The sequence below is a fragment of the Cetobacterium sp. 2G large genome, from assembly GCF_014250655.1.
Lineage (GTDB): Bacteria > Fusobacteriota > Fusobacteriia > Fusobacteriales > Fusobacteriaceae > Cetobacterium_A > Cetobacterium_A somerae.
Genome location: NZ_JACHTH010000007.1, coordinates 598,782 through 611,899 on the forward strand (window position 1 = coordinate 598,782; position 13,118 = coordinate 611,899).

The 13,118-nt window shown below is 27.4% G+C and carries 11 protein-coding genes, 6 tRNA genes and 1 riboswitch; of the genes, 14 read left to right on the top strand and 3 right to left on the bottom strand.

Annotated elements, in window-relative coordinates:
* Positions 1 to 83: 83 nt before the first annotated feature.
* The 5 genes from H5J23_RS13370 (at position 84) to H5J23_RS13390 (ending at position 5,343) form a co-directional block, all read left to right on the top strand.
* Positions 84 to 1,355: a hypothetical protein gene (locus H5J23_RS13370; protein WP_185892761.1), complete on the top strand. Its 1,272-nt coding sequence runs from the start codon at positions 84 to 86 to the stop codon at positions 1,353 to 1,355.
* 48 nt (positions 1,356 to 1,403) lie between these two features.
* Entirely contained in the window at positions 1,404 to 1,790 is a 387-nt protein-coding gene (locus tag H5J23_RS13375; protein ID WP_023052364.1) for an META domain-containing protein, read from the top strand.
* A complete protein-coding gene (locus H5J23_RS13380) occupies positions 1,777 to 2,247 on the top strand; it encodes a C40 family peptidase (RefSeq protein WP_221892838.1) in 471 nt (156 codons plus the stop codon). Before H5J23_RS13375 ends, H5J23_RS13380 begins: the two co-directional genes overlap by 14 nt.
* 124 nt (positions 2,248 to 2,371) lie before the next feature.
* A riboswitch (cobalamin riboswitch) is annotated at positions 2,372 to 2,553 on the top strand.
* A gap of 192 nt (positions 2,554 to 2,745) precedes the next feature.
* The gene (locus H5J23_RS13385; RefSeq protein ID WP_185892763.1) at positions 2,746 to 4,791 is read left to right on the top strand and encodes a TonB-dependent receptor; all 2,046 of its coding nucleotides are present in this window, start codon (positions 2,746 to 2,748) and stop codon (positions 4,789 to 4,791) included.
* Positions 4,792 to 4,803: 12 nt separating this feature from the next.
* Entirely contained in the window at positions 4,804 to 5,343 is a 540-nt protein-coding gene (locus tag H5J23_RS13390) for a hypothetical protein (protein ID WP_023052361.1), read from the top strand.
* A gap of 12 nt (positions 5,344 to 5,355) precedes the next feature.
* On the opposite strand, the gene H5J23_RS13395 is transcribed toward H5J23_RS13390, so the two are convergent.
* On the bottom strand, positions 5,356 to 6,210 hold the full coding sequence (locus tag H5J23_RS13395) for a DMT family transporter (protein ID WP_023052360.1): 855 nt from the start codon (positions 6,208 to 6,210) through the stop codon (positions 5,356 to 5,358).
* Between the two features lie 94 nt (positions 6,211 to 6,304).
* Positions 6,305 to 8,125 carry a glutamine--fructose-6-phosphate transaminase (isomerizing) gene (gene glmS / locus H5J23_RS13400; RefSeq protein ID WP_185892764.1) on the bottom strand — a complete coding sequence of 607 codons (1,821 nt, stop codon included), beginning with the start codon at positions 8,123 to 8,125 and terminating at the stop codon, positions 6,305 to 6,307.
* A gap of 348 nt (positions 8,126 to 8,473) precedes the next feature.
* Between glmS and H5J23_RS13405 the strand changes: the two genes are divergently transcribed.
* From H5J23_RS13405 to H5J23_RS13430, 6 genes are all read left to right on the top strand, one after another.
* A tRNA-Leu gene (locus tag H5J23_RS13405) sits at positions 8,474 to 8,561 on the top strand.
* 7 nt (positions 8,562 to 8,568) lie between these two features.
* A tRNA-His gene (locus H5J23_RS13410) sits at positions 8,569 to 8,644 on the top strand.
* A 16-nt stretch (positions 8,645 to 8,660) separates the two neighbouring features.
* A tRNA-Gly gene (locus H5J23_RS13415) sits at positions 8,661 to 8,736 on the top strand.
* 8 nt (positions 8,737 to 8,744) lie between these two features.
* Positions 8,745 to 8,820, top strand: a tRNA-Lys gene (locus H5J23_RS13420).
* Positions 8,821 to 8,823: 3 nt separating this feature from the next.
* A tRNA-Gln gene (locus H5J23_RS13425) sits at positions 8,824 to 8,898 on the top strand.
* A gap of 3 nt (positions 8,899 to 8,901) precedes the next feature.
* A tRNA-Met gene (locus H5J23_RS13430) sits at positions 8,902 to 8,978 on the top strand.
* 43 nt (positions 8,979 to 9,021) lie between these two features.
* On the opposite strand, the gene H5J23_RS13435 is transcribed toward H5J23_RS13430, so the two are convergent.
* Positions 9,022 to 9,831, bottom strand: coding sequence for an alpha/beta fold hydrolase (locus tag H5J23_RS13435; RefSeq protein WP_185892766.1), 810 nt, complete (start codon positions 9,829 to 9,831; stop codon positions 9,022 to 9,024).
* A 222-nt stretch (positions 9,832 to 10,053) separates the two neighbouring features.
* Here H5J23_RS13435 and traT point away from each other — a divergent pair, with 222 nt between their 5' ends.
* From traT to H5J23_RS13450, 3 genes are all read left to right on the top strand, one after another.
* Positions 10,054 to 10,764 carry a complement resistance protein TraT gene (gene traT / locus H5J23_RS13440; protein ID WP_185892768.1) on the top strand — a complete coding sequence of 237 codons (711 nt, stop codon included), beginning with the start codon at positions 10,054 to 10,056 and terminating at the stop codon, positions 10,762 to 10,764.
* A gap of 119 nt (positions 10,765 to 10,883) precedes the next feature.
* Positions 10,884 to 12,434 carry a hypothetical protein gene (locus tag H5J23_RS13445; RefSeq protein WP_023049737.1) on the top strand — a complete coding sequence of 517 codons (1,551 nt, stop codon included), beginning with the start codon at positions 10,884 to 10,886 and terminating at the stop codon, positions 12,432 to 12,434.
* Positions 12,435 to 13,115 carry a LytTR family transcriptional regulator DNA-binding domain-containing protein gene (locus H5J23_RS13450; protein ID WP_023049736.1) on the top strand — a complete coding sequence of 227 codons (681 nt, stop codon included), beginning with the start codon at positions 12,435 to 12,437 and terminating at the stop codon, positions 13,113 to 13,115. It begins immediately after the preceding gene.
* The last annotated feature ends 3 nt before the right edge of the window (positions 13,116 to 13,118 follow it).

The window sequence follows — 13,118 nt, forward strand, 5'->3', positions numbered from 1 at the left end:
TTTTTGTAACATTTCTTTTTTTAATAAAAAAAATATAGTATAATTTAATAGAAGTATATATAGAAAAAACATTTGGGGGAAATATGAAAAATATATTAATACTATTGCTTTTGATTTATACAAATATAATGGCAATAAAAAATGTAGTAACTTTAAAATATAAATCCAATGAACCGTTACTAGGAAAGGGACATTACCTCGTTCTTTCTGATATTCCAATTCCAACCTATCCAAATACAGTTGGATATTTTTCAACTGTAGATATTTTAGGAAAAAATTTGAAGATAGATAAAAATTTAGAGAAAGTTATAATTAAAAAAGGCAAAGAAATAATAAAAGAAAAAAGTGTTATTTGGGATAAATATACTTTTCAAATGGAGAAAATAGATTTAGATGGCTTGATTATAGAGTTAAAATGGAAAAGTTTAAATAGACAAAAAATGGAATTAATGATTTATGAATGGGATTTAAAAGAAAAAGAATATGAATTAGAAATAGAATATAAATATCCTGACAAAATTGAGACACAAGTTCTGAAGATAGAAATGCCTAATTTCAATTCGGATATATATTTAGATTTTGATTATAAAAATCCAATTTTGAAAAAACAAGAGTATGGAAAAAAATATTTGATAGTTAAAAAAATACAATTAAATGATTATAATTTAGAAATAACAAAAAGTGAAAATAAATTAGATGGATTAAGATTGATTTTAAAGCCAGAAGGGGTAATAGAAGGAGATAATCAAGATACTAATTATTATAGAAATACTGTTAAAGTTGTCCCTTTGATAGAGAAATATCCAGGAGTTTTTCTTGAGGAGTTAGATTATGGTAATATATTTAAAAATTCAAATGAAATTTTTATAGGAGTAGAGCTACCAAAAGATTTAAATTATAATAAGACTTACAAAATTTCAGGAGATATTTTGAGTATAGCTTATAAAAATAAAAAAAATACGTTGATAGATAAAATAGTTATTTTAAGTGGTAAAAAGGAGATTTTTAAAATCATAGGAATAACTAAAAATTATAATAGTCAGGATAAAATACAGATAGGTGATTCAGAAAAAAATAATAAATATTATGAAATTGAATCTTCAAATATTATAAATAAAAACTATAAAAACTTAAAAATAAAACTTAATAATATTGAAGAGGTTATAGATAATTTAGGAAATTCTAGAGTAATATTGTTTGAAAATATGAAAATTAAAGTTGAGAATGGAAAAGTTTTTGTTTCCATTGACGAGTTGGAAAAATTTGAACAAGGTCAAGAAATTACATATGATATATTAAATAAAAATAATGAAATAATAGATAAAATAAATTTAAAATTTTATATGGAGAATTAAAGCTGAACATGTTAGAATAGGAAATAATAATAAAGAAGAGGTGAAAAAATGAAGAAGCTACTATTGTTTTTAATTACAACTATGTTATTTGTAGGATGTTTTGGAAAAAAAGAGGATATAAGTTCTCAAATTATAGGGAATACATATATTCTTCAAGGTGTTCTTCCAGAAAGTGAAATTGATATTAATTTTGAGAAAGATAAGGTTTCTGGAACTTCAAGTGTTAACAGATATTTTGCAAACTATACATTAGAAGGAAATAAAATTTCGATTCAAGAGCCTGGATCTACTAGAATGATGGGACCTGAAAATTTAATGATACAAGAGCAAGAGTATTTAAAAAATCTTAAAGATTCAAAAGAGATTGAGGTAACAAAAGATGGGATTATACTACTTACAAATTCAGGAGTAAAATTAAATTTTGTTAAAAAATAATAGATTTCTTTTGAAAATATTACTTTTGTTCGTTTTAATTATATTCACAGGATGTTCATCAGCTAGGATTAGTGAAAGAGAAAGAAATGAAAGAACTGCTAAAATAACCGCTTTTTATAAAAGTTGGAAAGGGACTAGATATAGGCTAGGAGGTACAACTAAAAGCGGAGTGGATTGTTCAGCTCTAATGCAGCACCTTTATAAAGAAAAGTTTTCAAAGAAATTGCCAAGAACAACTAAAAATATGGCCCAAGAGGGAGATAAAATAAAAAAACCTAATTATTGGGAAGTTGGTGATTTAGTCTTTTTTAAGATTGGATGGAGAAAAACTCATCATGTTGGAGTTTATTTAGGTAATAATAAATTTATGCATGCATCAACATCAAAGGGTGTTGTAATTTCTGAGATAGATAGTTATTGGAATAATCATTTTTGGCAAGTTAGAAAAGTTTTATAATTAGAGAAGAAGTAGATATTCTGCTTCTTTTTTTTATAATATAAAAAAGAAGTCAAAATGAAAAAAAATATTCAAATAATAAATGTTATATTCAAATAATTGACAAAATAAATTTAAAGTATTATATTATAAAAGTATTTTAAATGCCAAAAGGCTTAATAGAGGAAGATGGGTGAGAATCCCACGCAGCCCCAAGCTACTGTATTGTGGACGAAACTGATAGAACCACTGGATTATAAAATCTGGGAAGGGTTAGGAGTAGGATGAAACTAAGTCAGGAGACTTATTTAAAATTTAGTTTTTTATTTTTCGTGGGGGAAAGATGAGAAAGAAGAGTGTATTTTATAATACAATTTTTTGTAATTAAATAAAAACTTCTAATTTCTAATAAAAACTAAAGTTTAATGGGCTTTTGATTTTTATTAGATTTTTTAATTATCTAATATTTTTCTATATTGAGTAATTGTTATTTAAGAAGAAAATCAAATGGGAGGAAAGATGAGTAGAAAAATATTAGGAATAAGTTATTTGTTATTTTCCATCATATCTTTTGGTGAGAATACTAATAAAGTTATCAAATTAAGCGATAGTGTTATAACAACAGAAAATTTTGAAACCACTGTTAGGGATACATCTGCAAATATAAGTATTGTTACTTCACAAGAGATTAAAGATAGTGGAGCAAAAGATTTAGTAGATGTATTGAAAAATGTACCAGGAATAAGAGTGACAAGATATGCAGGAACAATAAAGTTTGATATAAGAGGATTAAATTCTATGTATAGTGATCGGAACTCTTTAATAACCTTAGATGGAGTACCAGTATCACCTAGTCAGATATCTAATTTACCTTTAGCTATGATTGATAGGGTAGAGGTTATTCCTGGAGGAGGAAACATACTTTACGGAGATAAAGCAATCGGTGGTGTAATAAATGTATTGACTAAAAATGTTGAAAATAAAGATTTTTATGGAAATATTTTTGGTGATTATGGAAGTTATAATACTAGAAAATATGGATTTCTTTATGGTGCAAAAATAACAGATAAATTTTTAGCTGAAGTAGCTTTTGTTGAAGATAGCAATAATGGATGGAGAGAACATGAAGATTTTAGAAATCATTCATTTAATTTAAAAGCTAAATATCTTTTGAAAAATGGAGAGATAGAGTATAAGTATACTTATAATAGAGATAAAAATAAATTAGGAGTAGCTGTTCCGAGATATATATCTGATAACGATAGAAAAAATCCTGGGAAAATTTCAGGTTCAAAATATGAGTCTAATGATAACTATTTAAAAATTTCTAAAAATATATCTTCAGATACAGAATTCCTAATATATGGAAACTATTATTATAGAAAAAATAGTAATTTTAATAGATATGCAGGAAACAAATATTATGGAAGCTTTAAAAGAGATGGAGATGATGAGCGAAAGTATGTAAAAGCTCAAATAAAACATAATTATAGTCCAGATGGGTATTTTATAGTGGGTATGGACTATTTAGATGAAGCTTTTAAACCTTATTCAGTTGGAAAGGAGTATAAGAAGGTAACAGGATTAGGGGAGAATGGTAAGGATAAGATAATGGGATATAAAAATGTACAGTCAGGGAATTCCACTAAAGAAAACTTTGGAACATTTTTTATGAATAAGTATGAGGTTGGTAAATTACAATTGAGTCAAGGAATAAGATATGACTATTCAAAATATAATTTTTATTGGAGAGACGCGAGTTTAAATAATTGGAATAAAATTGGAACGAAAGATGATAGTAAATATAATAATTACTCTTATGAATTAAGTGCTAACTATTTATATTCTGACACAGGTTCTACTTATATCTCATATAATAGAGCTTTTAGAACTCCGACAGCTTCTGAAATGAGATATACAAAAAATTCAGAGAAATTAAAGCCTCAAGTTCAAGATACAATTGAGATAGGACTTAAAGATTTTCTTAATGACACATATTTATCTATTTCTACATTTTATAAAAAAACACATGATGAGATATATTCAGCTATACCACCAGAGTTTTCAGGTATGGTAAACTATAACATTGGAAAAACTGAAAGAGTTGGATTTGAAGGAGTTGCTGAACACTATATAGATAAATTAACTTTAAAGTCATCTATAACTTATATAAAAAGTAAAATAGTAGACGGTGAATATGCAGGTTCTGAGATACCAAGTGTACCCAATTGGAAAATAACAGGTGGATTAACATATGATTTTACTGAAAAATTTTCTACAACTTTTGAAGGTGTCTACTATAGTCAATCGTATGATTTAGATGATTTAGAAAATTTAAGAGGTAAAAATTCCGGTGAATATATAACCTTTGATTTATCTGCTTATTATAAAATAACTTCTGATTTTATGATAACAGGTAGAATTGAAAATATATTTGATGAAAAGTATGACGAATATGCAGGATATTGGGATGATAATTATGAGAATAATGAATGGAAATTTAGACGACAATACTATCCTGCAATAGGTAGAACACTAACAATAGGTATTTCGTATACGTTTTAAAAGGAAGAGGAAATGAAAATATTAAGAGAAATATTGGAAGATGCAAAAAATAAAATAGTGAAGTTGAATGGAGAAAGATTATGCAATCAAACCTCTAATTCATGTGGTTGTTGCAATTGGGATTATTCATTAATATCCTTAGATGAAAAGAGAGAGATAGTAGAGTTTTTAAGAAAAAATAATGAAGTAAAAGAAAAAGTATTGAAAAATAAACTAGAGGAAAGTGTTTGCTATTTTCACGATAAAGAACTAGGAAAATGTTTGATATATAAATTAAGGCCGATATGTTGTAGATATATATCATATAAAATCTATGAAAAAGATGATTGTTTTAAAACTTGCTCTCCTTTAGAACCTTGTAGAAAGAGTTGTTCAACAGTTATAAGATTAGAAAAAAAAGATGTTAGAATAGAAAAATACCCTTTAAAAAGTTATCAGCTAAATGATGAAAGATATTATTTTATAGACGATAAGGTTATAGAAGAATATAAGGAATATAAAAATAAACAAAATGTGAAGTTAAACAGTGTGATAGAAGAGATAAAAAAGTGATTGCCATAGCAATCACTTTTTTGATAATCTGTAGTTAAAAATAGCTGCTCCAATAATTATTAATCCACCAATCAGACTTAAAGTATCTGGAATTTCTTTCCAAAACATAAACCCAATTATAGCTGAAAATATAATACTTAAGTACTGGTATATAGAAACCTCACTAGCTAAAGCATATTTATAAGCGTATGCTAAACCAATTTGTCCAACAGTTGCAAAAATACCAGTTAAAATAAGATAAAATAATTGGACACCACTAGGAATAACAAATCCTTGTATTAACATAGGTGGAATCATTCCTACCATGGAAAAAGCTGAAAACCATAAAACTAAAGTTGATGGTTCTTCCATAGTTCTAAGATATCTAACTAAAGTATAGGCACCACCAGCAAAAATAGCTGACAAGAATCCTGCTAGAGCTGGAAGCATTTCAAAACTAAATTTAGGTTTGATAACAAGAAGAGCTCCAAATAATACAACGATTAAAATAGGGATTTGATGCCTTTCAAGTTTTTCTTTTAAGAATAAAGTTGCAAAAATAGTTACAAAGAATGGTGAAAGTTTATTTAATAAAGCTGAATCAGCTAAATAGAGTTTGTTTATGCAATAAAAATATAAAACTGCACCAGTTAACCCGATAACACATCTGTAAACCATAAATAATCTACTTCTATTACTACTTCCCCAAATATTTATATTTTGTCCTCTCATTGTAAAAAGTAACATAACTACACCAATAAGATTTCTAAAAAAAAGTTTTTCAAAAGTCGAGATATCGCTACCAATAAATTTAACTGTAGCTCCCATTAGTGCCATCCCTAAAGCAGAGATACACATCCAAATTGTACCTTTTAATCTATCATTCATATATAACCTCCTAAAGTAAAAATATTATAACATGAAAAAATGTTAATTTCTACTTAATAAGTATAAAAAAAAGAGCCTATTGGCTCTTTTTGAATTATTCAACAGTTACTGATTTTGCTAGATTTCTAGGTTTATCTACATCGATACCTTTATCTACTGATGTAAAGTATGATAAAAGCTGTAGCGGAATAATAGCTAATAAAACAGAGAAAACATCTTCAATATCTTCTACGCCGATAAACTCATCAGAAACGTCAATAGCTTCTTCACAAGATTTTCTTGCAACAGTTATAATATGTGCTCCTCTAGCTTTAAGTTCTTTTATATTTGATATTGTTTTTTCTAAAAGATTTGATTGCATTCCGATAACTACAACGGGTGTTCCCGGTTCTATTAAAGCTATTGAACCGTGCTTTAACTCTCCAGCAGGAAAGGCTTCAGTATGAATATATGTAATCTCTTTCATTTTTAATGATCCTTCTAGAGCTGTAGCAAAATCAACACCTCTTCCAATATAAAAACCATTATGCTTATCTTTCATAAAGTTTGCAACATTTTTAATAATTTCGGTATTATCTAAAGTAGTTTTAATTTTTTCTGGAATACTATATAAAGAAGATACTAACTTTTCTACTTTTTCTTTAGTTAATCTTCCTTTTTTCTCAGCTAAATATATAGCTAATAATTGAAAAATAGTCACCTGTGTTGTATAAGCTTTAGTAGAAGCAACTGCAATTTCAGGACCAGCCATAGTATAAATTGTGTTATGAGCTTCTCTTGAAATAGTTGAACCAACAACGTTAGTAATAGCTAATGTTTTTGCACCTCTAGATTTTGCTTCTTTTAAAGCTGCAAGTGTATCTAAGGTTTCACCAGATTGGCTTACAAAAATAGCTAAGGTATTTTCGTTAACAAAAGGATTCATATATCTATATTCAGATGCAATTTCAACTAAAGAGTTAATTCTAGAAATTTCTCTTAAAGCATATTGTCCTTGTAATCCAGCATGATACGCAGTTCCACAAGCGACAATATGAATCATATCAAATTTATTGATTTCATCATCAGATAAAACATCAGAGAAGTCAATGATTCCATTGTGAACTCTTCTATTCAAAGTTTCTTCGATAGATTTTGGCTGTTCGAAAATTTCTTTAATCATAAAATGAGGGAAGCCAGCTTTAGTAGCCTGCTCGTAGTCCCATTCAATAACTTTAATTTCTCTTCTTACAGAATTTAAAGTTTTGTCAAAGATTTCAATAGAGCTAGCAGTTAATCTAGCGATATCTCCATCTTCTAAAAAATACACATTCTTAGTATATTTTAGAAGTGCAGGGACATCAGATGCGATAATGTTTTCATTTTCACCAACTCCGATTACAAGTGGACTATCCTTTCTTGCACAGATAATTTCATCTGGAAAATCTTTATGAAGAATTCCAAGAGCATAACTCCCTCTAAGCTGTTTTATAGCTTCTGTAACAGCATTAAAAAGGTTTCCTTTATAAAGAGAATGAATAAGATGCGCAACCACTTCGGTATCTGTGTCAGAATTGAATCTATAACCCTTTTCAATAAGTTCATTTTTTAATATTGAATAATTTTCAATAATTCCGTTATGAACTACTGCAATAGACATATCTTCACTAAAGTGAGGATGAGAATTTCTATCAGATGGCTCACCATGAGTAGCCCATCTTGTATGACCGATTCCAATATGAGAGTCTAAATCCATTCCCTCTAGGTGAGTTTCTAAATTTTTTAGTTTACCTTTTTTCTTTTCAACTATAATTTTAGAATCCTTTATAATTGCGATACCAGCTGAGTCGTATCCTCTGTACTCAAGTTTTTCCAACCCTTGTAAAACAACGCTTTTAGCATCTCCTTTTCCTATGTAACCAACAATTCCACACATAAAAAATCCTCCTTAAAATATTTAATTTTCAATGTTCTTTATATTTAAGAAGAATCACTACTTACTTTCCTTTGTCCTAAAAGTCACCTTTTAGATTTGTAGAAGGTCTAAGGTTGTAGTCACCTCTGGAATACCCGCCGAATGTTCGATGATTCCAGTCCTCGTCAACTTAAAAAGTTCTGGCGCTTAGTTTCTTTTTAATTCTCCTAAATATAGAGTCATTCAATGGTATCATAAGTTGAAAAAAGTTGCAATAAAAACTTTTTTATAAAAAAATAAAAAACTTGTTGACTTTTACTGAAAAAAATGGTACTATTATTTTGTTGAAAGCGAAAGCGAGAAATCAACGCCTGGGTGGCGGAATAGGTAGACGCACAGGACTTAAAATCCTGAGCTATCTGATAGCGTGCCGGTTCGATTCCGGCCCCAGGCACCATTTTATGGTGGCCGTAGTTCAGTTGGTAGAGCGCCAGTTTGTGGATCTGGTTGTCGCGGGTTCGAATCCCGTCGGTCACCCCATAAAATTTATAAAAATGCGGGAGTAGCTCAGTTGGTAGAGCGTCAGCCTTCCAAGCTGAATGTCGCGAGTTCGACCCTCGTCTCCCGCTCCATAAAAAATGCGTCATTAGCTCAGATGGTAGAGCACACGACTTTTAATCGTGTTGTCACTGGTTCGAGCCCAGTATGACGCACCACTTTGGGGTGTCGCCAAGCGGTAAGGCAACGGACTTTGACTCCGTCATGCGTTGGTTCGAATCCAGCCACCCCAGCCATTTGCCTAGATAGCTCAGTTGGCTAGAGCACCCGGTTCATACCCGGGCGGTCGAAGGTTCGAATCCTTTTCTAGGCACCATTTTGAAATTTTAAGCACAGATTACTCTGTGCTTTTTTTATTATTATTTATTCAAAAATTTTATTATTTCACTATTTACAAATGTAGGATTTTCTAAATTAGATATATGCCCAGCATTTGGAATAATAGTTAGTTTTGAGTTTTTAACTAGCTTATGCATTTCAAGACTTTCATATGCTGGTCTAGGGATATCTTCATCTCCAACTAAAAATAAGGTTGGATTTTTAATATTTTTCATTTCATTTAGAAGATTTTCTCTTTGAAAAATTTCTCTTCCTAATTTAACAATAGTATCAATATTTTTCTCTTTTTTATTCATAAGTTCATTTTTAAAATTTCTATAAAAAATTCCTTTTGAATTCCCTTCGTTTTTACTAAAAAACATTGGGGTAATTATATTTGCAAGTTCTTCTGGAATATACTTTAGATGTTCAATAGTATTTAATAAATTTATATATTTTTCTTGTGTTGAAATAGGCTCATCTCCAGAATATCCATCCATTAAAACTAATTTTTTAATTCGATTACTATAATTTAATGCTAAATAAGTACCTAACATAGCACCTACAGATAAACCAATATAATCGAATTGTTTTATATTTAGTTGGTCTGCTATATTAATTATATCTTCAGTAAGTTCTTTAAGAGAACAAGTATCCTCTTTATTTAAAAAGTCAGATTCACCATGCCCCCATAAATCTATAGAGATACACTTGAAGCTTTTTGAAAGTTCTTTTAGTTGAGGCTCCCACATATTACTATCCCAAAGATATGAATGGATAAAAATGATAGGATCCCCTTCTCCTAAAATATTTACTTTTATTTTTTTATTTTTTCTTAATGTAATATACATTTATTCACCACCTTTATATTGCTAGTTATAATTTTAATATAAAAAACTACAAAATGGTAACTTTTTACATAAATATTGAAAAAATATACTTTGAATACTAAATTTTATACATTAAAATAAATATTTTATGTAAAAAAATATGGGTATTCATGTAAATTTTATCTTAATATAAAATTTATTAGATATAATAAAATAAAAACAGATGAAAATTAGGAGGATTTAATGAAAAAAATAATACTAATAATTGTATCTACTTTTATGTTATTAACAGGATGTAGTAGTGTAAATACGATAGTAAAAAAGAGAAATTTAGAAGTGCAAACTCAAATGTCAGAAACGATTTGGCTAAATCCAGAGTATGTAGGGGATAAAACAATTTTTGTTCAAGTTAAGAATACAACTCCAAAAACATTAAATATTGAAAATAGTATAAAAAGTTTATTAATTTCAAAAGGATATAAGATAACAAATAACCCTAAAAAATCAAACTATTGGTTACAGGCTAATATCTTAAAATTAAATAAAGAGGATTTAAGAAATAGTAATCCAGCAGAAGCAGGTTTAGTAGGTGCAGGAGTAGGAGGAGCACTAGGAGCGTATAATACTGGTTCTGTAAATAGTGCAATAGGATTAGGTTTAGTAGGTGGAGTTGTAGCTACAGCTGCAGATGCTTTAGTTGAAGACGTGTATTATGTAATGATAACAGATATAGTAATTAGTGAAAGAACAAGCAAAAAAGTAGTTATAGATAATGTAAATCTGATAAAGCAAGGAACTAGAGGAGTTGCGGCAACAACATCTGTAGATTCAGGAAATATGAATAAATATCAAACACGTGTAGTTAGTACAGCAAATAAGGTTAATTTAAAATTTGAAGAAGCAACTCCATTATTAGAAGGAGAACTTATAAACTCAATTTCTAATATCTTTTAAAAAATACCCCAATCGAAATTTTCTTTTAGAAAAGAAATAGGTTGGGGTATATTTTTCTTGTATATCTTTTATAAGAAAAGGTATAATGAAAAAAATATAATTAAAATAAAGGAGAGAAAATGCATAGAAAAAGTCTTATTTTCATTTTTTTAATAACAGCTTTATTTTCTTTTAAGTTATTGGAATTATCAAAAGTAAAAAAGGATTTTATATACGTAGTTCCTAAGATAAAGAATTTTGAAGTGTTAGAGAGAAATATAGGAGAATATACGTTATCTCCTATTGGTGGAAATATTTTAAAAGAGAAAATAGAACAACGTAATTTTTTAAATGGTAGTTTATTTTATAATGTTCCAAATGGCGAATATCTTTTAAAGGGAAAATACAAAGATGATTCAGATGAATACATTTTAAAGAAGCAAAAAAATTGGGAAAAAATATATTTAAATTTAGAGGGAGTAAAATTTTCTAAAATTCAAGAAGTTTTTTTGAATTTTTTAACAGCATGTTTAATAGGTTTTAATATTTTTATATATTTAAATAGTAGACATAGAATTCCTAAAGGGAATAGTTTAAAAGTTATATTTTTTCTTTTAATAGGAAAGATGTTATTTAGTTTACGAATAGGTTTTCAAAATAATTATCTAATTATGGCTGAATACACAATAACACGAGTACTTTTATTTTTGTTAATATTTTATTTTTTAGAAAATATTTTATCTAAAAAATTTAAAAAGTTTAGGATTTTTATTTGGAGTTGTTTAGGGATAATTTATTTTTATAATATAGTGACTCTATTGATATTATACTCACCACAGTTTTACGTATATTTATTAGAGGAATCACCAGTATTTTTAAATATTGTTAGAACAGCTAGAAGAGTAATAGATTTAACTAGAATCATTTTTATAATTACACTTTTTCAATTTTTTATTCAAAGAAGAAAGGTCCGAAAAAAAATATCTTTTAGTTGGATTGCAATAGGAATAACATATTTTGTTTTAGAGTTTTTTAGAGAACTATTTCCTAAAGAGAGAAATTTATATTACTTTATAGAATTGATGGAAATATGTTATATTTATTGGTGTCTTGTTTTTTATATTTTTAAGATATATACAGAAAATGTAATGAGAGCTATAAGATATTCTATAGGTGTAACCTTAAGTTATATATCTCTTTTCTATTTTAAAACTTTAACAGAGCCAGCTGTGATTTTAGGAACTATAATTATTTTAGATTTTTATACAAATATTATTGAAGGTATAATGAAATATAAGAATGAAGCGGTTGATAAAATATATAATAGATTATGTTTAGTTAGAGATGTAAAAACCTTTGAAAAACTTCTACAAAAAGAAATTTTAAAAAATGTAACATTAGTAGATGTAAAAGTAAAAATACTTTTTGATCCAGAAGAGTATAAAGAATTTATTACAGAAGGCGATGATAATGAAATTGTTATTTCAAAAGATATGATAAAACTAGAAGAGTATAGTTCAGCTTATAGAATTGAATTTAACGAGAATAAATATATTGCTTTAATTTTTGTTGAAGAAGGAGACACGCCTCTAACAATAGAAGAACAAAATTTTTTATTAGATCTTTCTAATAAAATAGGAAGTATAGTTAGTAAAATTAGATTAGACTCTTTATATGAGGAGTTGATTTAAATGATATTAGGGATAGATGTAGATAATAATTTGAAAATAATTTTAAATGAAGTTATTCCTTATAAATGTATTGATTTAAGAAAAAATAGTGATGAAATTCAAAATGTTGATGTTATTATAATTGATTCAAAAACAGAAAATATAGATGAAAAATTAATTGAATATAAAAAACAAAATTTAAAAGTAATTGCATTAGTTGGTGAAAATGAAACTAGAGAGATGCGAAAGTTATTTTTAAGTAATTTGGTGGATGATTGTTTAATTAGAAAAGACATTTTTGAGCTAGAAGAGTGTATCCAGCAGTTAGAAAAAAAAGAGAGTAACATAACCTCCTTTTATCTTTTTGATAGTTTTAAAAGAGGAATATATAGTTTTTCAGAAATAAATTACATCACATACTCAAGTATTTCAAGGAGGACAGAATTTCATTTAACAAATTCAGAAATTTTTGATATAAAGAAAAATTTCTCTGAAGTAGAGGAAAAAATTATTCATACAAATATTTTTTATAAACTAGATAGAGGAACTATAATTAATATTCAACTGGTAGAAGTTTTAGATTATAAAGAAGAAGTTATAGTTTTTAAAAATAAAGAGTTTATTTACACCAGTAAATTGAAACTAAAAGAACTTGAAGATAAATGTAATTTAACAAACAACAAAATTGTATTAGGTCTATAAAAA